Below are 24,631 nucleotides of genomic sequence, written 5' to 3'. Positions count from 1 at the left end.
GAGCGCCACTTGAAGCTGGTCGGCAGGGCGGCGGGGGAGGCGTCGGCGGCGACCGCGGCGTTCGCGGTGGTCGTGGTGGCGCCGGAGAGCGAGGCAGTGACCGCCATCGCCGGGAACGAGGTGACCAGTGGCTGGGCCACGGTCAGCAGGCGTGCGGTCATGCCGCCGGAGGGCGGTGCGGTGGAGCTGATCAGCGCGACGGTGGGCACCACGATCACCGCGACCAGCGGCGGCTGCACCATTGGCCCGAACAGGCTCTTGCGCTGCACCCAGCACACCGCGACGACACAACTGAGGAAGTAGCCGCTCTTGAAGATCCAGCCGAGCTCGCCGTTGGGCGCTCGGTTGACGAAGGCGGTGAGCAGGGACACCCCGAAGGCGAGCAACACCGCGGCCCACCAGGGCACGCCCCGGGAGGAGCCGAACAGGGACAGATAGGCCCAGTCGGACTCCGCGCGGTCCTGTTCCACGTCGCTTCGACGGTCGCGGGTGGTGGTCACGCGTGACACGTTAGCCCGTCCGGTAGAGGGTGTGCCCGGACGCGCGCTGGACTGGGTGCGATCGAGTCTGCTGGGTAACTGCCGGGTAGGGCAACCGGCTTCCGCCCAACTTTCCCAAAACGGACCTTGACCAGCACGGTCGCACACACTCCGACCAGCGCGGATATTCAGTTAGAAGATCAACTCAGCTGGCGCTCTCCTCCTCTTCGGCGGTGGGTCCGCCCACGGTCAGCTCCTCCGCGCGGCGAATCCCCGGAACGGGTGTCGGACTGGCCGCGGCCTCGGTCAGCGGCTGGGCCGCGCTGCGGAAGCTCTCCAGCGCGTCCAGCTCCCGCCGCCGGGCGGAGAGGAACCGCTGCAGGTGCGTGCTGGACAGGTTCACCGCGTCCACCGCGCCGGTGGCCGCCCGGTGCGCCTTGGCCGCCTGCCCGCGCACGGCCTCCACGTCCTCGGCCAATGTCCGCTCGGTGGCCGCGAACAGCGCGGCCGAGGCCAGCACCGCGAAACCGGTGGGGCCGCACAGGAAGATCCGCCGGTCCAGCAGCCAGGGCAGCAGGTTCGGGTCGGTGTCCATGGCCGAGACCACCGCCGCGTCCGAGGGCACGAACATGATCGTCCCGTAGATGGCGTCCGCCCAGCGCTGGTAGCCCTTGCCCGCCAGCTCCGCCGCGCGCGAGCGGATGTTGCGCACGTGCACCCGCAGCGCCTCGGCCCGCTCACCGGCGTCGTCGGTCTCGGCCGCCTCCATCCACACCGCGAGGCTGGCCTTGGCGTCCACCGGCACCTGCCGCCCGCCGCTGACCGTCAGCACCAGGTCCGGCTTGGCCGAACCGCCACCGGCCAGGTCGGTCTGCAGGGAGAAGTGCAGGCCCTCGCGCAGGCCCAGCGCGCGAGCGGTCTCCACCAGCACCTGCTCACCAAGTTCACCCCTTCCAGTGACCGAGGAGAACGCCACCTCCCACCGGTGCAGGGCCCGCTGGTGCTGCGCGGCCCGCTCCCGCTCGCCCTCGACCATGGCCAGCGCGGCGTCGGTGCGGCGCACGGAGTCGTTGTACAGCCGCCACAGCAGCACCAGCGCCCCGATGAGGACGAGGGTCAGGACGACCAGCGCGGTGGTGATCACTTCGGTCACGCCCTCGATGATGGACCCACCCACCGACAACGTTCGGCACCGGCCTACTTTGTTGGCCATGCGGCTCCTGCACACCTCGGACTGGCATGTCGGGCGCACCTTCCACGGCCGCGACCTGTTGGCCGAACAGGAGTCGGTGCTCACCGGGCTGGCAGATGTGGTGGCAGACGAGCGGATCGACGCGGTGCTGATCGCCGGCGACCTCTACGACCGCGCGGTGCCCTCGGCCGAGGCCGTGGAGACCTGTCAGCGCATCCTCACCGCGATCAGGGCCGCCGGCGCGGACATCGTGCTGATCAGCGGCAACCACGACTCCGCGCAGCGGCTGGGCGCCTTCGGCGGGTTCGCCCGCGCGGGCGGCCTGCACCTGTGCACCCGGATCGCCTGCCTGCACCAGCCGGTGCTGCTGGCCGATCCGCACGGACCGGTCGCCTGCTACGGAATCCCTTACCTGGACCCGGATCCGGCCCTGCACGCGCTGGAGCTCACCGGCTGCCGGGGACACGAGGCGGTGCTCGCCGAGGCCATGCGCCGGATCCGGGCGGACCTGGCCGAACGCGGCGAGGGCGTGCGCTCGGTGGTGCTCTCGCACGCGTTCGTGGTCGGCGGCGAGGCCTCGGAGTCCGAGCGGCGGATCACCGTCGGCGGGGTGGAACACGTCGCGGGCGGCACCTTCGACGGGGTGGACTACGTGGCGCTGGGCCACCTGCACGGCCCGCAGGTGCTGGCCGAGCACCTGCGCTACTCCGGCAGCCCGCTGGCCTACTCCTTCTCCGAGGCCCGCCACCACAAGGCGGTCTGGCTGGTCGAGCTGGACGCGCACGGACTGGCCGGAGTCGAGCGCAAGGCGCTGCCGGTGCCGCGCAAGCTGGCCACGGTGACCGGGCGGATCGAGGAGCTGCTCAGCGAACCGGACTACACCGAGCTGGAGGAGTGCTACCTCTCGCTCACCCTGACCGACCCGGTCCGCCCGCTGGAGGCCATGCGCCGCCTGCAACAGCGCTTCCCGCACGCGGTGCACCTGGACTTCAAGCCCGACGGCGGCGGCGACGCCGAACTGCGCTACGTGGCCGCGGTGCGCGGCCGCACGGACAACCAGATCGCCGAGCGGTTCGTCGACGACTGCCGGGGCGCGCCGCCGAACGAGCGCGAGCTGGCCCTGCTGACCTCGGCGATCGAGTCGGTGCGGGGGAGCGAGGCATGAGGCTGCACGTGCTGGAGGTGGCGGCGTTCGGCCCCTACCCGCGCCGGGAGACCGTGGACTTCGACGCGCTCGGCATCGACGGGCTGTTCCTGCTGCACGGCGACACCGGCGCGGGCAAGACCACGCTGCTGGACGCGGTCGCCTTCGCCCTGTTCGGCAAGGTGCCGGGCGCGCGCAACGAGGCCAAGCGGCTGCGCTGCGACTACGCCGACCCCGCCGATCCGACCGAGGTGGCGCTGGAGCTGACCGTGCAGGGCCACCGGCTGCGGATCGCCCGCACGCCGGAGTACCAGCGGCCCAAAACCAGGGGCACCGGGTTCACCAAGCAGAACGCCAAGGCCTCGCTGACCTGGGTCGGCGCCGCGCCCTCCGGGCAGAGCCCCGAGGGCCTGTCCCGGATCGATGAGATCGCGCGCACGGTGGAGCGCCTGGTCGGCATGACCGCCGAGCAGTTCTTCCAGGTGGTGCTGCTGCCGCAGGGCGAGTTCGCCCGGTTCCTGCGCTCGGACACCGACGAGCGGCAGAAGCTGCTGGAGAAGCTGTTCGGCACCGAGCGCTTCGGCCAGATCGAGGCCTGGTTCGCCAACCGCCGCCAGGACTCCTGGCGCAAGCTGGAGGCCAGGCAGCAGGACACCAGGGCGCTGGTGGCCCGGCTCGCGCAGGCCGCGGGCGCCGACCCCGGCGAGGAGCAGAGCGAGCAGGACTGGCTGGCCGAGGTCACCGCGGCCGCGGCCGCCGAGCTGGCCGGAACCGTTGCGGCAGAACAGGAAGCGCAGGCCGGGCGGGAGCGGGCGGACGCCGTGCTGGGCGAGCGGACCGCGCTGGCCGAGCGGGTGCGCCGGGTGGTCAGGGCGCGGGCGGAGCTGGCCGAGGTCGAGGCGGCCGCGGCCGACCGGGCCAGGTGGGCCGAGGAGCTGGCACAGGCCAGGCGCGCGGTGCCGGTGCAGGCCGCGCAGCGGGTGCTGGCCCGGATCGAGCGGGAGCTGGCCGAGGCGCAGGAGTCCGCGACCGGGGCTCGCGCCGGGCTGGCCCGCTTTGACGAGTCCATTGTGGACAGTGAAGTGGACCGGCTGCGGGAGCTGGCCGCCGGGCACCGGGAGTCCGCGGGCGAGCTGGCCGGGCTGGTGGCCGAGGCGGGACGGCAGCTGGCCGACCGGCAGCGGCTGGTCCAGGCGGAGACCGAGGCGGAGCAGGCGCGGCGGCAGGTCAAGCAGCACACCGAGGCGCTGGGCACGCTGCCGGAACGGGTGCAGGCGGCCAGGACCGCGCTGGACGCGGCGCGGGAGGCGGCGGCCCGGCTGGACGGGGTGGCGGCCCGGCGGGCGGAGCTGGCCGCGCTGCGCACGGACGCGCGGCGGCTGCCCGCGGCGGCGACCGCAGCCGAGCGGGCCGCCGACGCGCACCGGCTGGCGGTGGACGAGCACCAGGAGGCCAGGGACCGGCGGCAGCTGCTGCGGCAGCGGCGGCTGGACGGCATGGCCGCCGAGCTCGCCGAGGGCCTGCTCGCCGGCGAGTCCTGCCCGGTGTGCGGCGGCACCGAGCACCCGGCGCCGGCCGGCGCGGTGGCCGACCGGGTGCGGGCCGAGGACGAGCGCGCCGCCGAGGTCGCCGAGGCCAGGACCGCCGAGCGCAGGGACGAGACGCTGCGGGCCGCCCAGCAGGCCGCGCAGGAGCTGGCCGCACTGCGGGAACGGCTGGGGGACAACGAGATCGCCGCGCTGGAGACGGCGTTCGCGGCGGCCGAGGCTGAGCTGCGCGCGGCCACCGCGGCCAAGTCCACGGTCGCGGCCAAGGCCGGCGCGGTGGCCGAGCTGGAGGCCGAGGCCGAACGGTTGCGGGAGAAGCTGGCCGCGGCGGAGCAGCAGGTGGCCGTGCTCGGGGCCGAACAGGCCACGCTGACCGACACCATCGCCGCGCGGGCGGACCGGCTGGAGCTCGCGCGCGGCGAGCACCCGGACGTGGCCGCCCGGCGGCAGCACCTGCTCGACTTCGCCGCCGCGGTGGAGACCCTGGCCCAGGCCAGGGGCGCGCTCGCGGAGGCGCGGCGGCGGGTGGAAGAACAGCGGCGGGAGCTGGCCGAGGCGGTCAGCGCGGCCGGGTTCGCCGATGTGCCAACGGCATTGGCCGCGGTCCGGCCGGAGGCCAAGTGCGCCGAGGTGCAGCGGCGGCTGCGCGAGCTCGACGACCGGGAGGCCGCGGCCCGCTCGGTGCTGGCCGAGCTGAGCGAGGTCAGCCCGGACACCGAGGTCGACCTGACCGAGCCGCGCGAGGCGGCCCGGCTGGCCAGGCAGGCCGCCGAGGCGGCGGTGGCGCGGGCCAGGGCGGCGGCCGACCGCAAGCGCCAGGTGGACGAGCTGGCCGGCCGGCTCAGCCACGCGCTGGCCGAACTGGCCCCGGTGCAGGCCGCGCACAGCGAGCTGGCCGCACTGGCCGACGTGGTCAACGGGCGCGGCCAGAACAACCGCAAGATGTCGCTGCGCTCCTACGTGCTGGCGGCCCGGCTGGAGGAGGTCGCCGAGGCGGCCACACACCGGCTGCGGCGGATGAGCCAGGGCCGCTACGCCTTCGTGCACAGCGATGTGGCCGGTCCGCGCGGCACCAGGGGCGGGCTCGGGCTGGACGTGCTGGACGAGTACTCCGGGCAGCAGCGCCCGGCCAAGACGCTCTCCGGCGGCGAGTCCTTCCTGGCCTCGCTGTCGCTGGCGCTGGGCCTGGCCGACGTGGTGGCCGCGGAGACCGGCGGGGCGGTGCTGGACACCCTGTTCGTGGACGAGGGCTTCGGCACCCTGGACGCGGACACCCTGGACCTGGTGATGGACACCCTGGACGAGCTGCGGGCAGGCGGCCGGGTGGTCGGCCTGGTCTCGCACGTGGAGGAGCTGCGCACCCGGATCCCGACCCGGCTGCGGGTGCGCAAGGCGCGCACCGGCTCCACCCTGGAGATCACCGTCTAGGCTCTGAACGTGGTGTCCGATTTCCGCCAGCGACCGGGTGTCGGCGCTGGCAGGATCGGTGCCATGCTCCTCGACCCGGAACGCGCCTACCGCTCCGTCGCCGCCCGCGACGCCCGGTTCGACGGCTGTTTCGTCTTCGCGGTGCGCACCACGGGCATCTACTGCCGCCCGTCCTGCCCCGCGGTCACACCCAAGCGCCGCAACGTCGAGTTCCACCTCACCGCGGCGGCCGCGCAGACCGCCGGTTTCCGGGCCTGCCGCCGCTGCCTGCCGGACGCGGTGCCCGGCTCGCCGGAGTGGAACCTGCGCGCCGACCTGGCCGCCCGCGCCATGCGGCTGATCACCGACGGGGTGGTGGAACGCGACGGCGTGCCCGGCCTGGCCACCAGGCTCGGCTACTCCGAACGGCACCTGACCAGGGTGCTGACCACCGAGCTGGGCGCGGGTCCGCTGGCGCTGGCCCGCGCGCACCGGGCGCACGCGGCCCGGCTGCTGATCGAGACCACCGAGCTGACCTTCGCCGACGTCGCCTTCGCCGCCGGGTTCGCCAGCGTGCGGCAGTTCAACGACACCATCCGCGCGGTGTTCGCGGTCAACCCGACCCAGCTGCGTGCCGAAGCCCAGCGCCGCCGTCGCGCGGCCGCGCCTGCCCGGCCCGGCGCGATCAACCTGCGGCTGCCGTTCCGGCTGCCCTTCGACGCCGATGGCCTGCTGGCAACCCTTGCCGCACAGGCGATCCCCGGTGTCGAGCAGGCCGAACCCGGTCGGTACGGGCGCACCCTGCGGCTGCCGCACGGACCGGCCACGGTGTGGCTGGCGCCCGGTCCGGCACACGTGGCGTGCACGCTGAACCTGACCGACCTGCGTGACCTGGGCAGCGCGGTGTCCAGGGTCCGGCGGCTGCTCGACCTGGACGCCGACCCGAGCGCGGTGGACGAACTGCTCGGCGCGGACCCGGTGCTGGCCCCGCTGGTCGCGGCCGCGCCGGGCGTCCGGGTGCCCGGCAGTGTGGACGGCGCGGAGACCGTGCTGCGCACCCTGCTGCCCGCGTTGCCACCCGGCGAGCCGCTGGTCACCCCGGACGGTCCGCTGACCACGCTGTTCCCCACCCCGGCCGCCGTGCTGGCCACCGAGTTGAGCGCTCCGGAACGCGAGGTGGTGGCCGCGCTGGCCGACGGCTCGCTGGACGTGCACCTGGGCCGGGAGACCGACGAGCTGACCGCAGAGCTGTTGACCTACCCCGCGATCACCCCCGCGATGGCCGCGGAGATCGTCACCAGGGTGCTGGGCGCGCCGGACGTCTGGCGGGTGCCCGACCCCGCGCTGACCGCCCGCGCCAGAGCCTGGCGCCCGTGGCGCTCCTACGCCACCGCCCACCTGCTGCGCACCCCCGGTGCGGAGAAAGCCGACAGGAGAACCGCATGACCACCGCCGCAGTGTCCACAGTGGACACGGAAGCCGGTCCGTTCAGCGTTGTCGTCGACACCGACGGCGCGGTGCTGGCCTCGGGCTGGACCGCCGACCCCGGCGACCTGCACCCGCTGATCCACACCGCCATCCGGCCAGCCGAGCTGGCCACCCGCGCCGACCTGGGCGAGGTGACCAAGGCCGTGCTCGCCTACCACGAGGGCGACCTGGCCGCGGTGGACGGGATCCCGGTCCGCCAGCGCGGCGGCGAGTTCATGGAGGCCGCCTGGCGCGCGCTGCGCACCGTCCCGGCCGGCCACCCGGTCAGCTACGCCGAGTACGCCGCGCTGGCCGGCCGCCCGGCCGCGGTGCGCGCCGCGGCCACCGCCTGCGCCCGCAACCCCGCCGCGCTGTTCGTGCCCTGCCACCGGGTGCTGCGCACCGGCGGCGGGCTGGGCGGGTTCCGGTGGGGACCGGTGGTCAAGCGCTGGCTGCTCGACCACGAGCGCGGCTGAGTCAGCGGTCGGCGGCGAAGATCGTGCAGTGCGCGGTCTTCGTCAGCTCGGCCCGCGCGAACCGGGCGCGCAGCTCGGCGAGCACCCGCTCGGCGGCGGTGTCCGGCAGCAGCATGCCGCGGGCCATCGCGGTCGGCTCGGTCCCGCCGTGCCAGGCCAGCACCAGTCGCCCACCCGGCCGGGTGACCCGGTGCAGCTCGTCCAGGGCCGCGTCCAGGTCCGGCCACATCGGCAGGTTGTTCATCGACACCACCAGGTCAAACTCGCCGTCCGCGCCGCCGGTCTCCGCCGCGCTGCCCAGCCGCAGCCGGGCCGCCGGGGCGCGGCGGCGAGCCTGCCGCAGCATCACCGCCGACGGATCCACCCCGGTCACTACGGCATCCGCCCTGGTCAGCGCCTTGCAGAGCAGTCCGGGGCCAAATCCGACCTCCAGCACCGCCCGCCCGCGCACCGGCCCCAGCACGCCGAGCACCTCGGCCACCTCGGTCCCGTTCGTCCTGGCCATCACCCAGCCCGCGAGCCGTCCCGCCCAGCCGCGCGGCAGGGCGAACTGGTTCAGCGGTCGATCCACCATCCATGACATGCGACCGAGGGTTCCGGTTGAACCCGGGTTCAAGTCAAGATGCCGGTATGGACACCCTGGTCCCGATCGGCGAGGCCGCCGCCCGCCTCGGCCTGGCCACCTCGGCCCTGCGCTACTACGAACGCCGCGGCCTGCTCGCCCCGGCGCTGCGCCGCGGCAACACGCGCTGCTACGACGAGGACGGCCTGCGCCGCCTGGCCTTCATCCAGGCGGGCCAGCAGCTCGGCCTGAGCCTGGAGGACCTCGGCGCGCTGCTGGCCGCCGACCGCGCGGAGTGGCAGCGGATCATCGAGGCGCACGTGGCCGAGCTGGAGGCCCGCATCGCCCGCGCCCAGCGCGCACGCGACCTGCTCCGCCACCCGCTGAACTGCGTGGCCGAGCACCCGGCCACCGACTGCGAGCACCTGCGTGGCCTGCTGGACGAGTGGCTCCAGGCGACCCCTTAGACTGGCCGGTCGTGAGCCTCACCCTCGGCATCGTCGGCCTGCCCAACGTGGGCAAGTCCACCTTGTTCAACGCGCTGACCCGCAACGACGTCCTGGCCGCGAACTACCCGTTCGCCACCATCGAGCCCAACGTCGGCGTGGTGCCGCTGCCGGACGAGCGGCTCGGCCAGCTGGCGAAGGTGTTCGGCTCCGAGCGCGAGGTGCCGGCGGTGGTGTCCTTCGTGGACATCGCGGGCATCGTCAAGGGCGCCTCCGAGGGGGCGGGCCTGGGCAACAAGTTCCTCGCCAACATCCGCGAGGCCAACGCGATCTGCCAGGTCATCCGGGTCTTCGACGACCCGGACGTGGTGCACGTGGACGGCCGCGTCGACCCCAGCTCGGACATCGAGACGATCAACACCGAGCTGATCCTGGCCGACCTCCAGACCCTGGACAAGGCCATCCCGCGGCTGGAGAAGGAAGCCCGCACCCAGAAGGACCGCCGCCCGGTGCTGGAAGCGGCCAAGCAGGCCAAGGACATCCTGGACAGCGGCCGCACCATGTTCGCCGCGCAGAAGGAAGTCGACCTCGCCGAGCTGCGCGAGCTGAGCCTGCTGACCATCAAGCCCTTCCTCTACGTCTTCAACGCCGACGAGGGCGTGCTCACCAACGAGGCCCGCCTCAAGGAGCTGCGCGAGCTGGTCGCCCCCGCCGACGCGGTCTTCCTGGACGCCAAGGTCGAGTCCGAGCTGCTGGAGCTGGACGAGGAGTCCGCCGCCGAGCTCCTGGAGTCCATCGGCCAGCACGAACCCGGCCTGTACTCCCTGGCCCGCGCCGGCTTCCACACCCTGGGCCTGCAGACCTACCTCACCGCGGGCCCCAAGGAGTCCCGCGCGTGGACCATCCCGCAGGGCGCCACCGCCCCGCAGGCCGCCGGCGTCATCCACACCGACTTCGAGCGTGGCTTCATCAAGGCCGAAGTGGTCTCCTTCGCCGACCTGATGGAGGCCGGGTCGATGGCGGCGGCGCGGTCGGCGGGCAAGGTCCGCATGGAGGGCAAGGACTACGTCATGGCCGACGGCGACGTGGTGGAGTTCCGGTTCAACGTCTGATCAGGGATTTCGTAGGTTCCCGGGGGTTCGCGTCCCCGTGCTGACTTGGTGCTGACTCTTGTTGATCTACATCGTCCTCAATGGACAGTCGCTCGCGGGCTACATGGCAGGCCGTCGACACGCGGCCTGCTCGTTCGCCGAGGTCGCCGGGACCGGGTTCACCGCGATCCCGGCGGCCTGGACGAGCACAGCGATCTGATCCGCCCCGGTTCAGCGCCCGGCAATGCCGGTCCGCAATAGTGCGCGAACTTACCGGTAGCCATCCGGTGTAGAGCTTTACCGCGTCTTTGGCCGGTATTAAGAGCCGTCCCCGACCCTGACTTCGCCGTGGAAACCGCGGCGATGCCGATGAGGGGAATGCAGCCATGGAGAAGACCATCCCGCGGCGCCTTGCTCGCGGTCTGACCGTACTGGGGGTCGGGACCAGCCTGTTGTTGGCCTCGTCCGTGGTCACCGGCCCGGCGGTCGCGGCGGAGGATCCGGATACCGTGGCGCCCGCCGTGCTCGCGGTCGAGGATCTGGACGGCCGTCCGCTCACCGGTGCGGCGCTGCGGGAGTTCCTGGAGCAGGACGCGGCGCGGACGAGGGCCACCCAGCCGGACACCGTGCCGCTTGCCGCCGCGCCCGCCGGCCCCGCGGCGAACCGGGACCAGATCGTGCGGATCGCCGCGGCGGAGCTGGGCAACGGGGAGCGGCCCAACGGGAGCAACTGCACCAAGTACTCCTCGCAGTGTGTGGCCTGGTGCGCCCTGTTCAGCACCTGGGTGTGGCGCAAGGCGGGGGTGAGCATCCCGCAGTACCCGTTCACCGGCGACGTCTACAAGTGGGGCCAGCGCAACGGCAAGTCCTACAGCAAGGCCAACCTCGGCTCGGCGGTCAAGGGTGACGTGTTGCTGTTCGGGACCGGGCCGTCGAGTCCGGCCACCAGCACGCACATCGGGATCATCGAGTCGCGGTCCGGCAGCACGGTGAAGATGATCGAGGGCAACCAGCAGAACGCGGTCCGCCGGGTGACCCGCACGCTGAGCGGGAGCACCTTCTACGGCGGCACTCGACCGTAGGGGCAGCGCGGAAACGGTCAGCCGGGCGGTCGGGCAAATCCGCCCGGCTGATCGTTTCGATATCAGGTTCTTGAGTGCGCCTGGCGACCCTCGGGGGCAGACAACGGGCGGAATCCGGACCAACAATTGGCCTTCGCCGTCTCACGGGGGCCAATGGTGGAGGAATTTCGCATTCTCGGTCCGGTGGAGATCTGGGAATCCGGCGTGCCCAGGGCACAACCGCCGCCGCGAGCCCGGCAGATCCTGGCCATGCTGCTGCTCAACCCCGGCACGATCATCCCGATCGACCGGTTGATCGACGCGGTCTGGGGCGAGGAACCGCCGCCGCACGCGCGCAAGGCGCTCCAGGTGCACATCTCGCACCTGCGTCAGCTGCTCTCCGTGCCACTGCGGCACAGCCCGCCCGGCTACGTGTTGTCCGTGCAGCCGGACCAGGTGGACCTGCACCGGTTCCGGACCTGGACCGCGGCGGCCCGGCGGGAGACCGACCCGGAGCTGGCCGGCGGGCTGCTCCGGCGGGCGCTCGCGCTGTGGCGGGGCCGGCCGCTGGCCGACATCGGCTCGGACCGGATGCGGGAGCGGTTCCTGGCCGGGCTGGAGGAGGAGCGGCTGACCGCCCTGGAGGCCCGGATGGACGCCGACCTGCGGCTGGGGCGGCACGCCGAGCTGGTCACCGAACTACCGGGGCTGCTGGCCGAGCACCCGCTGCGGGAGCGGATGCGCGGGCAGCTGATGACCGCGCTGTACCGCTGCGGGCGGCGGGCCGAGGCGCTGCGGGTCTTCCACGAGACGCGGGCGCTGACCGTGGCCGAGCTGGGCGTGGAACCCGGCCCCGAGCTGCAACGGCTGCACCGCGAGCTGCTCACCGAACCGCGCCCGGCGCCGGAACCCGCGCCCCGGCCGGTCAGCCGCAACCACCTGCCCAGGGACGTGCCCGACTTCGCCGGCCGGGACGCCGAGCTGGAGCTGCTGTGCGCGACCCCGGCGGCGGACTCCGGGGTGCTGCCGGTGTGGTGGCTGGACGGGCCGACCGGGGTCGGCAAGACCGCGCTCGCGGTACGGGCCGCGCACCGGCTGGCCCCGCGCTACCCGGACGGGCAGCTGTTCGTCGAGCTCACCGGCCTGGCGCCGGAGGCGGTGCTGGACGCGCTGCTGCGGGCGTTGCGGGTGCCGGGTGAGCGGATCCCGGAGGACCTGCGCGAGCGGGCCGCGCTGTGGCGGGCCGAGCTGTCCGGGCGGCGGGTGCTGGTGGTGCTCGACGACGCGGCCGGGGCCAGCCAGGTCCGGCCGCTGCTGGCCGGCGGCGCGGACTGCCTGGTGCTGGTGACCAGCAGGCAGCGGCTGGCCGGGCTGGAGGGGGTGCGCCGGATCGCGCTGGACGTGCTGCCGCCGCTGACCGCGCGCGAGCTGTTCGAGCGGCTGATCGGCGAGCAGCGGGTGCGCGCGGAGGCCGCCGCGGTGGCCGAGGTGGCGCAGCTGTGCGGCTACCTGCCGCTGGCCATCCGGATCACCGGCGCGAAGCTGGCCGCTCGCCCGCACTGGCCGGTGTCCCGGCTGCTGGGGCGGCTGCGGGACGAGCAGCGGCGGCTGGACGAGCTCGCCGTGGGCGACCTGGCGGTGCGCACCGGGCTCGCGGTGAGCTACCTGGGCCTGGATGAGCCAAGTCGGCGCGCCTACCGGCTGCTCGGCGCGCTGGGCTACGGCAACCTGCCCGGCTGGCTGGCCGCGCCGCTGCTCGGCGAGCCGGAGGAGCGGGCCGAGGACATCCTGGACCAGCTGCTGGACGCCCAGCTGGTGGAGGTGAGCAGCGAACCGGCCGAGCCGTTGCGCTACCGGATGCACGACCTGGTCCGGCTGCACGCCAGGGAGTGCGCCGAGCTGGCGGAGCCCCCGGAGCAGCGACGGGAGGCGGTTCGCAGGGCGGTGACCGCGCTGCTGGCCGCGGTGGACGAGCTGGCCGAGCCGCTGCCGCCCGCGGTGCCCCGGCTGTGCCAGACCGACCTGAGCACCCAGCCCCGGCCGCGGATCACCGGCGCCGACCGGTGGTTCGAGCAGGAGGAGCCCGCGCTGGTGGCCGCGGTGTGCCGGGCCGCGGAGCTGGACCTGGCCGAGCTGGCCGCGGCACTGGCCGAGGCGCTGGTGTTCAGCTTCTTCGCGGTGCGCAACCGCTACGACAGCTGGGCCCGCACCCATGAGGCCGCGGTCGCCGCGCTGCGCCGCACCGGTCACCGCCGCGGCGAGGCCGCGCTGGAGTGCAGCCTGGCCCAGCTGCACTACAAACGCGACCGCTACGAGCTGGCCCGCGCCCACTTCCGCACCGCGCAGGCGCTCTTCGCCGAGGTCGGCGACACCAGGGGCGAGGCGGTGGCGCTCAACGGGATCGGCATGGTCGGCCGGGAGCTGGCCGAGCACGCGCTCGCGCTGCCCGCGCTGCGCAGGGCGCACCAGATGCTGGCCAGCAGCGGCGACCAGGAAGGCGTGGCGCACGCGCTGTACGGCATCGGTTACGCCCACCGCGAGCTGGGCGAGGACCCCGAGGCCATCGACACCCTGACCGCCGCGGCAGGCGCCTACCGCGCCGCGGGCAACGAACGCGGCGAGGCCCTGGCGCTGCGCGGGATCGGCCTGGTGCACCGCGCCGCCGACCGCTGGGACGAGGCCGAGGACTACTGCCGCCGCTCGCACCGCATCGTCCGCGACGTGCCGGACGACCTGCTCTCCTGCTACACCGGCCAGGCACTGGCCAAGGTCTGGATCCGCCAGCACCGCCCGGACCGGGCCGAACCCGCCCTGCTGGCAGGCATCAAGACCTGCCACGCCCTGCACGACACCTTCGGCCTGGCCCTGCTGCACCGCACCCTCGGCGAATGCTGCCTGGCCCTGGGCCGGGCGGAACCGGCGCTGCACTTCCTGAACCTGGCCCTGACCGGCTGGGCCGAGCTGCGGCTGCCGGTGTGGCGGGCGCGCACCCTGCGCGATGTGGGCGCGGTGCACGCGGCGGCGGGCACGGCGGCCGCGGCGCACCGGGCCTGGCGGGAGGCGCGGGAGATCTTCGACCGGCTGGGCATCAGGGAGGCGGCCGAGGCCGCCGACTGGCACCGGCGCTGGTCGTGTCCCTGCGTGAACTGACGATGTCCACTGTGGGGATCCCCAGTGTTCACCGGCCTTTTGCCCGTACCCGTGAGCCTTGGCGCTCGCAAGACTCCTGAGTGTCACCCGAACTGACGGGAGTTCACCGTGGAACGACGCAACTTCTTACGGGTCGCCGTGGTCGGCGCCGCGGCCGGGGCCTTCGGCGGAGCGGCCTGGCGGGACGCCTTCGCCGAGGGCGCCCAGCCCGGCCCCAGCCCCTACGGCGCGTTGTTGTCCGCCGACGCCAATGGGATCCAGCTGCCACAGGGGTTCACCAGCCGGGTCATCGCGCGCACCGGGCAGCAGGTGACCGGCACGAGCTACACCTGGCACCCGGCGCCGGACGGCGGGGCCTGTTTCGCCGACGGCAGCGGCTGGATCTACGTCTCCAACAGCGAGGTCTCCAGCACCGGCGGGGTGGGCGCGGTCAAGTTCGACAGCACCGGCAAGATCACCGGCGCTTACCGCACCCTGGCCAACACCAACGTCAACTGCGCGGGCGGCGCCACTCCCTGGAACACCTGGCTTTCCTGCGAGGAGGTGGACCGCGGCTACGTCTACGAGACCGACCCGTGGGGCGTCAAGGCCGCCATCCGCCGCCCGGCGATGGGCCGGTTCAAGCACGAGGCCTGCGCCACCGACGCCGACCACGGCTACATCTACCTCACCGAGGACGTCCCGGACGGCTGCTTCTACCGCTTCAAGCCCACCACCTGGGGCGACCTCTCCAGCGGCACCCTGGAAGTGCTCAAGGGCGGCAGCTCCCAGACCAGCGGCCCGGTGACCTGGGGCCGGGTCTCGGACCCCGCAGGCAGCACGACCGCCACCCGCAACCAGGTCAGCGGCGCGAAGCGGTTCAACGGCGGCGAGGGCTGCTACTACGCGGGCGGCACCTGCTGGTTCACCACCAAGGGTGACAACCGGGTCTGGGCCTACAACGCCGGCACCAGCTCGATCAGCCTGACCTACGACGACAACCTGGTCACCAGTGGCACCGCGCCGCTGACCGGGGTGGACAACGTCACCGGGACCAGCAGCGGGGACCTCTTCGTCGCCGAGGATGGCGGCAACATGGAGATCTGCATCATCACCAAGACCGGCGTGGTGGCCCCGTTCCTGCGGGTCAACGGGCACAGCGGTTCGGAGATCTGCGGCCCCGCGTTCAACCCGGCCGGCAACCGGCTCTACTTCTCCTCCCAGCGCGGCACCAGCGGGAGCAGCAGCGGCGGCATCACCTACGAGGTCACCGGCCCGTTCCGGGTCTAACCGGCACTGCGCCGTTCCGGGCCTAACCGGCGATCGCGTCGACCACGCCGTCGATCTCCTGGGCCATGGCCACGTCCAGGTCGGTGATCCCGCCCTTCGAATGGGTTGAGCAGCGGAAGGTCAGGGATCGCCAGCGGATGTCGATGTCCGGGTGGTGGTTGTCGTTCTCCGCGACCTCCGCCACCCGGTTCACCACCTGGATGGCCTGCGCGAAGCTGTCCAGCTCGACCGTGCGCACCAGCTCCGCGCCGACCGCGCGCCACTGGGGCAGGCGCACCAGGTCTTCTTTGATCTGGTCATCGTTCAGCAGTTCGGCCATGCCTCCATGGTGGTGGTGCGCGCCCGGGAGCGCGACCCGGCGTATGGTCACTCCAGATGCCACGGGAGTCCGGTGTTGCCGGGCTGAGAGGAGAGCGGTCAGCTCTCGACCGTCCGCACCTGATCCGGGTCATGCCGGTGTAGGGACTGCGTCAGGAGGAACTTTGCGTCGCACATCGGCCGCGTTCGCGCTGGTCACCAGCCTTGTCCTGCTCACGGGGTGTTCGCTGACCGGGCCGACGCCCGCGCCGCCCGGACAGACCAAGGTGGTGCTGCTCACGCACGAGTCCTTCGCGGTGGCCGAGGGGGTGTTCGCCGAGTTCAAGAAGCAGACCGGGGTCACCGTGGAGCAGCGGGCGCTGGGCGACGCCGGCGCGCTGACCAACCAGCTGGTGCTGACCAAGGCCAACCCGCTGGGCGACGTGGTCTTCGGCGTGGACTCCACCTTCGCCTCCAGGGCCATCGACAACGGCCTGCTGGAGCCCTACCAGAGCCCCGAGGCGGCCAAGGGCCCGCAGCGCTACGCGGTGGAGGGCTCGGGCGCGCTGTCCGCGGTCGACCTGGGCGATGTGTGCATGAACATCGACCTCGGCTACTTCGCGCAGCAGGGGCTGGCCGAGCCGAAGTCGCTGGACGACCTCGCCGATGCGAAGTACAAGGACCTGTTGGTGGTCTCCGACCCCGCGACCTCCTCGCCGGGACTGGCCTTCCTGCTCAACACGGTGGCCAAGCTCGGCGAGGACGGCTGGGCCGGGTACTGGAACCGGTTGAAGGACAACGGGGTCAAGGTGGTCAACGGCTGGGAGACCGCCTACAAGCAGGAGTTCTCGGTGGGCGGCAAGGGAAAGCGGCCGATCGTGCTCTCCTACGCCTCCTCGCCCGCGGCCGAGGTCGGTGAGGACGGCAAGCCGAAGACCAAGGCGCTGCTGGACACCTGCTACCGCCAGGTCGAGTACACCGGCGTGCTCAAGGGCGCCAAGCAGCCCGAGGCCGCGCGCAAGCTGGTCGACTTCCTGCTGGGCGAGAAGTTCCAGGCGCAGGTGGCCGAGCAGATGTTCGTCTACCCGGCCCGTGAGGGCGTCGCGCTGCCGCCGGTGTGGCAGCAGGTCGCGCCGCAGCCGCAGCAGGCGGCCACGCTGCCCGCGGCCAAGGTCGCCGAGGGCCGGGAGCGCTGGGTGGAGCAGTGGCGCAAGCTCGTTCAGGGCTGAGCAGGCTCGGCCTCGGGGCCGCGGCCGCTGTTCCGCTGGCCTTCCTGGCCGTCTTCTTCGCCTGGCCGGTGGCCGCGATCATCGGGCTCGGCCTCGGCCGCACCGGGGTGGCCAAGACGCTGGCCGACCCGTCCACCTGGAGCCTGGTCGCCTTCACCCTGGGCCAGGCCGCGGCGGCGACGCTGGTGGCGCTGCTGGCCGGGCTGCCGGTGGCCTACCTGCTGGCCCGCTGCGACGTGCGCGGCCGGGGGTTTGTCCGGCTGGCCATCACGGTGCCGTTCGTGCTGCCCACCGTGGTGGTGGGCCTGGCCTTCCGCGCGGTGCTCGGCGATGCCGGGGTGCTGGGCATCGTGCTGGCCAACGCCTTCTTCAACGTGGCCGTGGTGGCCCGCACCGTCGGCGGCCTGTGGGCGCACCTGGACCGCAGGGCAGAGGACGCCGCCCGCGCGCTCGGCGCCTCCCGCTGGCGGACCTTCCTCAGCGTCACGCTGCCCGCGCTCGGCCCGGCCATCGGCTCGGCCGCCGCGGTGGTGTTCCTGTTCTGCTCCACCGCTTTCGGCGTGGTGCTGATCCTCGGCGGCTCCCGGCTGCGCACCCTGGAGACCGAGATCTACCTGCGCACGGTCAACCTGCTCGACCTCTCCGGCGCGGCCGCGCTCTCGCTGCTGCAATTGGCCGCGGTGATCGCCGCACTGGTCGTCGGCGCGGTCGCGCGCAGGCGCAGGGAGGCCCAGCTGAAGCTGCGCGCGGCCCAGGAGAGCCTGCGCACACCGCACGGCGGCGAATGGTTCGTGGTGGCCGCCGCGGGGCTGGTGGTGCTCGGGCTGGTGGTGCCGATCGTCGGGCTGCTGCTCCGCTCACTGTCCACAGAGGACGGTTGGGGTTTCGACGGCTATCGCGCGCTGGCCACTGGCGGGGCCCAGGGCACGCTGGCCGTCTCCGGGGTCGAGGCCGCGCTCAACTCGCTGCGCGCGGCCACCGACGCCACCCTGCTCGCGCTGGTGGTCGGCCTGCTGGCGGCGATCGTGCTGTCGCGGGTGCGTCGTCGGGGCGCGGGCGAGACGCTGGACGTGGTGCTGATGCTGCCGCTGGGCGTCTCCGCGGTGACCGTCGGCTTCGGCTACCTGGTCACCATGGACGCGCTGCCCGGCGACTTCCGCACCTCGCCGCTGCTGGTGCCGCTGGCCCAGGCGCTGGTGGTCACCCCGCTGGTGGTGCGGCTGGTGCTGCCGGTGCTGCGCGCCGTCGACGACCGGCTCCGCCAGGCCGCGGCCACCCTGGGCGCGGGCCCGCTGCGGGTGTGGCGCGAGGTCGACCTGCCGCTGGCGCTGCGGTCCATGCTGGCCGCGGCCGGGTTCGGTTTTGTGGTGGCACTGGGCGAGTTCGGCGCGACCAGCTTCCTGGCCAGGCCGGAGGCGCCCACGCTGCCGGTGGCCATCGCCAGGCTGATCGCCCGGCCCGGCGAGCTGAACGAGGCCATGGCCTACGCGGCCTGCACCCTGCTCATGGTGGTGACCGCGCTGGCGGTGCTGGCCATCGAGAAACTTCGAGTCGGCACCGGGGAGTTCTGATGAGTCTTGGCGTCGACGGACTGGTCGTGCAGTACGGCCGCGCCACCGCGGTCGACCGGGTTGATCTGTCCATTGTGGAGGGTGAGGTGCTCGCCCTGCTCGGTCCGTCCGGCTGCGGCAAGTCCACCCTGCTGCGTGCCATCGCCGGTCTGGAGCAGCCCACGGCGGGCACGGTCAGCTGGGCCGGCGCCGACCTGGCCGCGGTCCCGGTGCACCGGCGCGGCTTCGGCCTGGTCTTCCAGGACGGCCAGCTGTTCCCGCACCGCGACGTGGCGGGCAACATCGCCTTCGGCCTGCGCATGCACGGCGTGCCCAAGGCCGAGCAGCGGGTGCGGATCGCCGAGCTGCTGGAGCTGGTCGGCCTGACCGGCTACGGCTCCCGGCGGGTCACCGAGCTCTCCGGCGGCGAGCAACAGCGGGTCGCGCTGGCCAGGGCGCTCGCCCCGAAGCCGCGGTTGCTGTTGCTGGACGAGCCGCTGTCCGCACTGGACCGGGCGCTGCGCGAGCAGCTGGCGATGGACCTGGCCACGTTGCTGCGCAAGGCGGGCGCCACCGCGCTGGTGGTCACGCACGACCACGACGAGGCCTTCACCCTGGCCGACCGGGTCGCGGTGATGTCGGCTGGCCGGATCCGCCAGCTGGGCACGCCGGAGTCGGTGTGGCGCGCGCCCGCCGATGCCGAGGTGGCCCGGTTCCTGGGCTGTAGCACGATGATCCCGGCCGAGGTGCGGCACGGCGTGGCCGCCTCGGCGGTGGGCAGTGTTGCCGCGCAAGGCTTCCCGGACGGACCGGCGCGGCTGGGCCTGCGCGCGGCCGCGCTGCGGGCCGGGGCCGAGGGTGAGCTGTCCGGACTGGTGGTGCGCCGGGTGCACCGCACCGACCACATCCGGCTGGTGGTGCGACTCGACCTCGCCGATCTGCCGGAGATCAGCGAGGTCGAGGCGGTCGGCCCGGTCCTCGGTGCACCGGCCGCCGGGGATCCGGTGCGGCTGCGCCTGGATCCCGAGGCGGTCGCGGTGCTGCCCGCCTGATCATCCGTCCTTGGTGGACATGCGGATGAAGGTCAGCGACAGCCCGATCAGCAGGTAGCAGGCCGCCTTCGCGCTGCTGTCCAGCAGGCCGTCCCACGGCATCGGGTCGCGCAGCACGTCGGCCAGCGCGGTCCAGCCGGTGGGCAGCAGGTACGGCTGCAGCCACTCCATGCCGGGGATCGCGCCCAGCACCTGCACCACGATCAGCCCGCCCAGGGTGGCCGCCAGCACCACCAGCGGGTGCTCGGTGAGCGAGGAGACCGCCAGCGCGATCGCGGCCAGCGCCATCATCTGGAAGGCCACCCAGCCCGCGGCCAGGCCGACCTTGCCCAGCGCGTCCAGGAACGGCAGCGTGGTGCCGGAAAGTGTGACCACCTCGGTGCCGCCCACGATCACCACGCCGGTGATCATGCCGAGCAGCACGATCAGCGACACCGCGATCACGATCACCGTGGCCACCCCGGCCGCCTTCACCGCGACCAGCCGCACCCGGCTCACCGGGGCCATCAGCAGCCCGCGCAGCGTGCCGTGCGATGCCTCGCCGGCCAGCGCGTCCGCGGCGGACATGGTGGCCACCAGCGGCAGCAGCATGGTCATCGAGATGGTCAGCGCGGCCAGTGGCAGCACCATCCCGTTGCCCACCGCCGCCATGATCATCGCTGGGCCGCGGCCCGGCGCGTTGCCGCCGATCACGGTGACCCCGATGCCGATCGCGATCGGCACCAGCGCCATCAGGGTCAGCGCCACCACGGTGCGCGGGCGGCGCAGGATCCAGCGCAGCTCGGAGGCGTAGAGCCGCCAGGCAGATGCTTGCTTCGGGCCGGTGGACACCGCGACCGGCGTGCTCGCGGGTGTCGGTTCGGCGAGTGTCGCGGTCATGCCCCGTCCTCCTCGGTGAGCCGGGCGAACAGCTCCTCCAGCCCGGTGCGCTCCCGATGTGCCTCGTGCACCGAGACCCCCGCCCGAACCAGGGTCTCGATCACCAGCGGCGCCTCCGCGCCGGTCAGCTCCACCCGCACCCCGCCGTCGGCGGCCCGCGCGGGGATCTTGGCCGAGCGCAGCGCCTCCACGGCCTCGGCCACGTCCGGCGTGGCCACGGTCAGCGTGGGCGCGCCGGCTTCCAGCAGCTCCGCCAGTGGGCCCTGCCCGACCACGGTGCCCTGGTGCAGCACGGCCACGTGCGTGCAGGTCGCCTCCACCTCGGCGAGCAGGTGCGAGGACACCACGACGGTGGTGCCAGCCGCGTGCAGCTGCGCCATCACCTTGCGGATCTCCCTGGTGCCTGCCGGGTCCATGCCGTTGGTCGGCTCGTCCAGCACCACCAGGCGGCGCGGCACCAGTAGTGCGGCGGCCAGGCCGAGGCGCTGCTTCATGCCGAGGGAGTAGCCGCGGAACTTGCGGTCGGCCGCGTGCGCGAGCCCGACCCGCTCCAGCGCGTCGGCCACCGCGCCCTTGATCGCCTTGGTCTCCAGCAGCGGTTCGGCCGCGCCCAGCCGCCGCAGGTTCTCCCGGCCGCTCAGGAACGGGTGGAAGCCCGGTCCCTCGACCAGCGCGCCGACCTGGGCCAGCGCCGCGGTGGACTCATCCGGCATCCGGTGGCCCAGCAGCTCCACCTCACCGGCGGTGGGGCGGACCAGGCCGAGCAGCATCCGGATGGTGGTGGTCTTGCCGGAACCGTTGGGGCCCAGCATGCCCAGCACCGCGCCCTGCGGCACGTCCAGGTCCACCCGGTCCACCGCCACGGTCTTGCCGTAGACCTTGCGCAGTCCCCTGGTGCGGGCGGCCAGGGTGCGGGAGGGGGCGGGGGCGGCCGAAGCCACCCCCGCCACGCTCAGCTCCGTGCCCGCCAGTCCGGCGGTCACTTCACCTGACCGATCGCCTCGGTCAGCACCTGCTGCGGCACCGCGCCGACCGCGAAGCGGCCGTCGGAGGTGACCAGCGCGGTCCCGACCTTGGTCTCGATGACCCAGCCCGAACCCCAGGCGCCGTTGACCTCCTTGCCGAGCTGCTTGACCAGGTCAAGCGGGTTGCCCGCGGCGGAGCCACGGTCGCCACGCCTGCCCTCGGCCGGCTTCGGCGCGGTCAGCGCCTGCTCCGGCAGCTTGCCGACGACGGTGGTGTCCCAGCCCTCGCCGACGACCTTGACGGCCTTCTCGGCTTCCTTCTTGGCCTTCTCGATCTCTTCCTTCGACGGGGCCCGGTGGTCCTTGGCCTTGCCGTCGACCTTGTTCTCCTCCACGGTCGCGCCCGGCGGCGGGGTGAACTTGAACAGGTTGGCGTCCTGCGGACCCACGTTCAGCTGGCTGAAGCCCACCTGGAGCGCCGGGGTGTCGGTGCCGTTGGTCAGCACGGTCACCCGCAGCGGGATGCGCTTCTCCGCGTCCACCGCGACCCGCACGCCGCGCAGCAGCGTCCGCTCGTTCGGCTTCGGCGTCAGCACCAGCTCGTAGGCCGGGCGACCGGCCACCTCAGCGGTGCCGTCCACGGACAGGTCGCTCTGCTGGCGAACCAGGTTCACCAGCTCACGCGCGGCGCTGGCCGGGTCGGTCGGCCGGACCTTCTTGTCCTTGTCCAGCTCGGCCTTCTTCTCCTCCAGCGCCTTGGCGTCCACAGTGGACTTGGTCACCTTGCGCTCGGCGGAGTCCCAGGTCCAGACGGTGGTGCCGTCCTGGACGATGGTCTTCTCGTTCTGCCCCTCCGGCAGCGAGGCCCGGCTCTTGCCGGCCCCGTCGGTCCACACCCGCAGCTTGCTGTTGCCCGCGGCTGCCTGCGGCGCGCCCGGGATGGCGGGCAGGCCGAGGTTGTTGGTCACCTCGACGGTGCCGCCGAGCGCGGGCGGCGTGGTGGTCAACACCGACTGCACCAGGTCCTCGGCGGCCACCGACGGCAACGTCGGCGCCGCACCAGCGCCACCGGGCACCGCGAGCAGCGCGAGCCCCACGGCGCCGGCGACCGCGCCGGCCGTGGCCACCGTGACTGTGGCCTTCCTTCGGTCCATGTCTCCTCCTTGCGAATCGGGGTCGTCCCGTGCAGCCGAGACTGGCCCCGTCCTGCTGAGACACCACTGAGAATGCCCGGCTTTCGCTGAGAGAGCACTGAGAGCCTCCCGCACGACCTGGGAGAACAGCGGCATGCTTGCCCGGTGACCGCGCGAGTGCTGATCGTGGACGACGAACCTGGGGTGCGCAGAGCGCTGGAACGCGGGCTGCGCGCGGAGGGCATGGAGGTGGTCACCGCGCCGGATGGCAACTCCGGCCTGCGCGCGGCCCTGACCGGCTCCTTCGACGTGGTGCTGCTGGACATCATGCTGCCAGGCCTGTCCGGCTACCGGGTGCTGGAGCGGCTGCGCGCGGAGGGCGTGCGCACCCCGGTGCTGATGGTCTCGGCCAAGGACGGCGAGGTGGACCAGGCCGACGGGCTGGACCTGGGCGCGGACGGCTACCTGGTCAAACCGTTCTCCTTCGTGGTGCTGGTGGCCCAGGTCAAGGCGCTGCTGCGGCGCAGCGGCACGGACAGCGGGCCGCGCGAGGTGCTGCGGCTGGGGCAGCTGACCGTGGACCGGGCCACGCGCGAGGTGAGCTGGGCGGGGGAGCCGGTGGCGCTGAGCCCGCGCGAGTTCGCGGTGCTGGCCACCCTGGCCGGTCGCCCTGGCGTGGTGGTCAGCAAGGACGAGCTGCTGCGCGCGGCCTGGGGCGACGAGCAGGCCGCCACCCGCAACGCGGTCGAGGTCTACGTGGGCTACCTGCGGCGCAAGCTGGAGGCGGTGGGCGCGGGGCACCTGGTGCGCACCGTGCGCGGCCACGGCTACCTGGCCAGCCCGGACCCCGGCCCGGAGTCCTGATGCTCCGCCCGCTGCGCCGCTGGTGGATCCGGCGCACCCTGCGCGCCCGGATCACCATGGTGGTCGCGGTGGTGGCGCTGCTGGTCTTCGGCTGGGTCGCCCAGGTCACCTCGGCGATCTTCGCCTCCGCGCTGACCGACCAGGTGGACGGCCAGCTGCGGGCCACCCTGGACACCGCGGCCGCCGACATCACGGTGGGCCGCCCGGCCCCGCCCGGCCAGCGGGACCAGCGGATCAGGGTGCTGGACAGCGCCGGCGGCCCGATCGACGGCGGGGAGGCGCCCCGGCTGGCCGACTGGCAGATCAGGGACCTGCGCGCGGGCAAGGGCGTCTCGGTGTTCCCGATGTACGCCCACCGCGGCGAGCCGGCGCAGTCGGGGCCCGCGGTGCGCTGGGTGGGCCGGGTGGTCAGCGTGCCCGACGGTGCGCAGCGGCTGGTCGTGGTGGGCACCGAGTTCACCAGCTACCTCATCGTCTTCGAGCGGGCCGGGTACTGGTTCCTGCCGGGCGCGCTGCTGTCCATGATCGCGGTGGCCGGCACCGCCTGGGTCGCGGTGCGGCTGGCGCTGCGCCCGGTGCAGCGGATGCGCCAGGCCGCGGGCGCACTGCCGCCGGGTGAGCGGCTGCCGGTGCCGGAGGCCCGCGACGAGCTGCGCGCGCTGGCCGAGGAGCTGAACGCGCTGCTGGCCAGGCGGGACGAGGCGGCCGAGCGGATGCGCCGGTTCAGCGGGGACGCCGCGCACGAGCTGCGTTCGCCGGTGGCCTCGCTGCGGGTGCAGGCCGAGGTCGCGGTGGCCCACCCCGACCCCGAGCTGGCCCAGGAGACGCTGGCCGACATCGCGGTGGAGGCCGAACGGCTCTCCCAGCTGGTCGACGACCTGCTCATGCTGGCCCGCGCGGACGCGGTGGACCTGCCGGAGGCCGAACCGGTGGACCTGGTCGAGGTGGCCAGGGCCTCGGCGGCCAGGCTGGGCGAGCGCGGCATCGTGGTCAGGGTGGAGGCGCCGACCCCGGTGCTGGTGCTGGCCGCCCCGCGCGAGGTGCAGCTGGTGGTGGACAACGTGCTGCGCAACGCCGCCCGCTACGCCCGCGCGCTGGTCAGGGTGCTGGTGCTGCCCGCTGGCACGCAGGGCAGGCTCCTGGTGGAGGACGACGGACCCGGCGTGCCTGCGGACCAGCGGGACCAGGTCTTCGAGCGCTTCCACCGGGTGGACGAGGCCAGGGACCGGGCCAGCGGTGGCGCCGGGCTGGGCCTGGCGCTGGTCGCGGACCTGGTCCGCCGCCGCGGCGGCACGGTGCGCGCGGCCGGTTCGCCGGAGGGCGGGGCCCGCTTCGAGATCCGCTGGCCCAAACCCTGACCTGTCGGACAAG

The 24,631-nt window shown here is 73.5% G+C and carries 22 protein-coding genes and 1 riboswitch; of the genes, 15 read left to right on the top strand and 7 right to left on the bottom strand.

Going from position 1 to position 24,631, the window contains the following annotated elements:
* Both ACWDY5_RS17590 and rmuC read right to left on the bottom strand, forming a co-directional pair.
* The coding region (locus ACWDY5_RS17590) for a DUF6542 domain-containing protein (RefSeq protein ID WP_449723225.1) at positions 1-500 on the bottom strand (500 nt) is incomplete at its 3' end.
* Positions 501-684: 184 nt separating this feature from the next.
* Complete coding sequence (gene rmuC, locus ACWDY5_RS17585; RefSeq protein ID WP_374213077.1) at positions 685-1,632, bottom strand: DNA recombination protein RmuC; 948 nt, start codon at positions 1,630-1,632, stop codon at positions 685-687.
* 58 nt (positions 1,633-1,690) lie between these two features.
* On the opposite strand from rmuC, the gene ACWDY5_RS17580 reads away from it, so the two are divergent.
* From ACWDY5_RS17580 to ACWDY5_RS17565, 4 genes are all read left to right on the top strand, one after another.
* On the top strand, positions 1,691-2,836 hold the full coding sequence (locus ACWDY5_RS17580) for an exonuclease SbcCD subunit D (protein WP_449723224.1): 1,146 nt from the start codon (positions 1,691-1,693) through the stop codon (positions 2,834-2,836).
* Positions 2,833-5,790: an AAA family ATPase gene (locus ACWDY5_RS17575; RefSeq protein ID WP_449723223.1), complete on the top strand. Its 2,958-nt coding sequence runs from the start codon at positions 2,833-2,835 to the stop codon at positions 5,788-5,790. Before ACWDY5_RS17580 ends, ACWDY5_RS17575 begins: the two co-directional genes overlap by 4 nt.
* Positions 5,791-5,853: 63 nt before the next feature.
* The gene (locus tag ACWDY5_RS17570) at positions 5,854-7,215 is read left to right on the top strand and encodes a DNA-3-methyladenine glycosylase 2 family protein (protein WP_449723222.1); all 1,362 of its coding nucleotides are present in this window, start codon (positions 5,854-5,856) and stop codon (positions 7,213-7,215) included.
* Positions 7,212-7,712: a methylated-DNA--[protein]-cysteine S-methyltransferase gene (locus tag ACWDY5_RS17565; RefSeq protein WP_449723221.1), complete on the top strand. Its 501-nt coding sequence runs from the start codon at positions 7,212-7,214 to the stop codon at positions 7,710-7,712. The genes ACWDY5_RS17570 and ACWDY5_RS17565 overlap by 4 nt, the downstream gene beginning before the upstream one ends.
* A 1-nt stretch (position 7,713) precedes the next feature.
* On the opposite strand, the gene ACWDY5_RS17560 is transcribed toward ACWDY5_RS17565, so the two are convergent.
* Positions 7,714-8,286 carry a class I SAM-dependent methyltransferase gene (locus ACWDY5_RS17560; protein ID WP_449723220.1) on the bottom strand — a complete coding sequence of 191 codons (573 nt, stop codon included), beginning with the start codon at positions 8,284-8,286 and terminating at the stop codon, positions 7,714-7,716.
* Between the two features lie 56 nt (positions 8,287-8,342).
* Here ACWDY5_RS17560 and ACWDY5_RS17555 point away from each other — a divergent pair, with 56 nt between their 5' ends.
* From ACWDY5_RS17555 to ACWDY5_RS17530, 6 genes are all read left to right on the top strand, one after another.
* Positions 8,343-8,741 carry a MerR family transcriptional regulator gene (locus ACWDY5_RS17555; protein WP_449723219.1) on the top strand — a complete coding sequence of 133 codons (399 nt, stop codon included), beginning with the start codon at positions 8,343-8,345 and terminating at the stop codon, positions 8,739-8,741.
* A gap of 11 nt (positions 8,742-8,752) precedes the next feature.
* On the top strand, positions 8,753-9,832 hold the full coding sequence (ychF, locus tag ACWDY5_RS17550) for a redox-regulated ATPase YchF (protein WP_449723218.1): 1,080 nt from the start codon (positions 8,753-8,755) through the stop codon (positions 9,830-9,832).
* A 58-nt stretch (positions 9,833-9,890) separates the two neighbouring features.
* Positions 9,891-10,031 carry a hypothetical protein gene (locus tag ACWDY5_RS17545; protein ID WP_449723217.1) on the top strand — a complete coding sequence of 47 codons (141 nt, stop codon included), beginning with the start codon at positions 9,891-9,893 and terminating at the stop codon, positions 10,029-10,031.
* Between the two features lie 166 nt (positions 10,032-10,197).
* Positions 10,198-10,893 carry a CHAP domain-containing protein gene (locus ACWDY5_RS17540; protein WP_449723216.1) on the top strand — a complete coding sequence of 232 codons (696 nt, stop codon included), beginning with the start codon at positions 10,198-10,200 and terminating at the stop codon, positions 10,891-10,893.
* Between the two features lie 183 nt (positions 10,894-11,076).
* Entirely contained in the window at positions 11,077-14,022 is a 2,946-nt protein-coding gene (locus tag ACWDY5_RS17535) for a BTAD domain-containing putative transcriptional regulator (RefSeq protein ID WP_449723215.1), read from the top strand.
* A 108-nt stretch (positions 14,023-14,130) separates the two neighbouring features.
* Positions 14,131-15,291, top strand: a complete 1,161-nt coding sequence (locus ACWDY5_RS17530) for an alkaline phosphatase PhoX (protein WP_449723214.1) — start codon at positions 14,131-14,133, stop codon at positions 15,289-15,291.
* A 22-nt stretch (positions 15,292-15,313) separates the two neighbouring features.
* On the opposite strand, the gene ACWDY5_RS17525 is transcribed toward ACWDY5_RS17530, so the two are convergent.
* Positions 15,314-15,610, bottom strand: a complete 297-nt coding sequence (locus tag ACWDY5_RS17525; RefSeq protein ID WP_252481136.1) for a 4a-hydroxytetrahydrobiopterin dehydratase — start codon at positions 15,608-15,610, stop codon at positions 15,314-15,316.
* Positions 15,611-15,661: 51 nt separating this feature from the next.
* Positions 15,662-15,774, top strand: a riboswitch (TPP riboswitch).
* On the opposite strand from ACWDY5_RS17525, the gene ACWDY5_RS17520 reads away from it, so the two are divergent.
* From ACWDY5_RS17520 to ACWDY5_RS17510, 3 genes are all read left to right on the top strand, one after another.
* Positions 15,774-16,817 (top strand): thiamine ABC transporter substrate-binding protein, encoded by a 1,044-nt coding sequence (locus tag ACWDY5_RS17520; RefSeq protein WP_449723213.1) that lies wholly within the window; start codon positions 15,774-15,776, stop codon positions 16,815-16,817. It overlaps the preceding riboswitch by 1 nt.
* Positions 16,793-18,388 carry an ABC transporter permease gene (locus tag ACWDY5_RS17515; protein WP_449723212.1) on the top strand — a complete coding sequence of 532 codons (1,596 nt, stop codon included), beginning with the start codon at positions 16,793-16,795 and terminating at the stop codon, positions 18,386-18,388. Before ACWDY5_RS17520 ends, ACWDY5_RS17515 begins: the two co-directional genes overlap by 25 nt.
* Complete coding sequence (locus ACWDY5_RS17510; RefSeq protein ID WP_449723211.1) at positions 18,388-19,419, top strand: ABC transporter ATP-binding protein; 1,032 nt, start codon at positions 18,388-18,390, stop codon at positions 19,417-19,419. The genes ACWDY5_RS17515 and ACWDY5_RS17510 overlap by 1 nt, the downstream gene beginning before the upstream one ends.
* Here the strand turns inward: ACWDY5_RS17510 and ACWDY5_RS17505 are convergent, their stop codons facing one another.
* The 3 genes from ACWDY5_RS17505 to ACWDY5_RS17495 are packed head-to-tail and all read right to left on the bottom strand — an operon-like array spanning position 19,420 to position 22,417.
* Positions 19,420-20,298, bottom strand: coding sequence for an ABC transporter permease (locus ACWDY5_RS17505; protein ID WP_449723210.1), 879 nt, complete (start codon positions 20,296-20,298; stop codon positions 19,420-19,422).
* Positions 20,295-21,239 carry an ATP-binding cassette domain-containing protein gene (locus tag ACWDY5_RS17500; protein ID WP_449723231.1) on the bottom strand — a complete coding sequence of 315 codons (945 nt, stop codon included), beginning with the start codon at positions 21,237-21,239 and terminating at the stop codon, positions 20,295-20,297. Before ACWDY5_RS17500 ends, ACWDY5_RS17505 begins: the two co-directional genes overlap by 4 nt.
* A gap of 38 nt (positions 21,240-21,277) precedes the next feature.
* Entirely contained in the window at positions 21,278-22,417 is a 1,140-nt protein-coding gene (locus tag ACWDY5_RS17495) for a LolA family protein (protein ID WP_449723209.1), read from the bottom strand.
* A gap of 156 nt (positions 22,418-22,573) precedes the next feature.
* On the opposite strand from ACWDY5_RS17495, the gene ACWDY5_RS17490 reads away from it, so the two are divergent.
* Both ACWDY5_RS17490 and ACWDY5_RS17485 read left to right on the top strand, forming a co-directional pair.
* Positions 22,574-23,260: a response regulator transcription factor gene (locus tag ACWDY5_RS17490; protein WP_449723230.1), complete on the top strand. Its 687-nt coding sequence runs from the start codon at positions 22,574-22,576 to the stop codon at positions 23,258-23,260.
* A complete protein-coding gene (locus ACWDY5_RS17485; RefSeq protein WP_449723208.1) occupies positions 23,260-24,618 on the top strand; it encodes a sensor histidine kinase in 1,359 nt (452 codons plus the stop codon). Before ACWDY5_RS17490 ends, ACWDY5_RS17485 begins: the two co-directional genes overlap by 1 nt.
* The last annotated feature ends 13 nt before the right edge of the window (positions 24,619-24,631 follow it).

It is taken from the genome of Crossiella sp. NPDC003009, assembly GCF_053591555.1.
Note: the sequence above shows the minus strand (reverse complement) of the source record. Positions and strands in the feature narration are given on the sequence as shown.

Coding starts and splice junctions, on each gene's coding strand:
- ACWDY5_RS17580 (WP_449723224.1), top strand. CDS start 1,691: ATGCGGCTCCTGCACACCTCGGACTGGCATGTCGGGCGCACCTTCCAC.
- ACWDY5_RS17575 (WP_449723223.1), top strand. CDS start 2,833: ATGAGGCTGCACGTGCTGGAGGTGGCGGCGTTCGGCCCCTACCCGCGC.
- ACWDY5_RS17570 (WP_449723222.1), top strand. CDS start 5,854: ATGCTCCTCGACCCGGAACGCGCCTACCGCTCCGTCGCCGCCCGCGAC.
- ACWDY5_RS17565 (WP_449723221.1), top strand. CDS start 7,212: ATGACCACCGCCGCAGTGTCCACAGTGGACACGGAAGCCGGTCCGTTC.
- ACWDY5_RS17560 (WP_449723220.1), bottom strand. CDS start 8,286: ATGGTGGATCGACCGCTGAACCAGTTCGCCCTGCCGCGCGGCTGGGCG.
- ACWDY5_RS17555 (WP_449723219.1), top strand. CDS start 8,343: ATGGACACCCTGGTCCCGATCGGCGAGGCCGCCGCCCGCCTCGGCCTG.
- ACWDY5_RS17540 (WP_449723216.1), top strand. CDS start 10,198: ATGGAGAAGACCATCCCGCGGCGCCTTGCTCGCGGTCTGACCGTACTG.
- ACWDY5_RS17525 (WP_252481136.1), bottom strand. CDS start 15,610: ATGGCCGAACTGCTGAACGATGACCAGATCAAAGAAGACCTGGTGCGC.
- ACWDY5_RS17510 (WP_449723211.1), top strand. CDS start 18,388: ATGAGTCTTGGCGTCGACGGACTGGTCGTGCAGTACGGCCGCGCCACC.
- ACWDY5_RS17505 (WP_449723210.1), bottom strand. CDS start 20,298: ATGACCGCGACACTCGCCGAACCGACACCCGCGAGCACGCCGGTCGCG.
- ACWDY5_RS17495 (WP_449723209.1), bottom strand. CDS start 22,417: ATGGACCGAAGGAAGGCCACAGTCACGGTGGCCACGGCCGGCGCGGTC.
- ACWDY5_RS17485 (WP_449723208.1), top strand. CDS start 23,260: ATGCTCCGCCCGCTGCGCCGCTGGTGGATCCGGCGCACCCTGCGCGCC.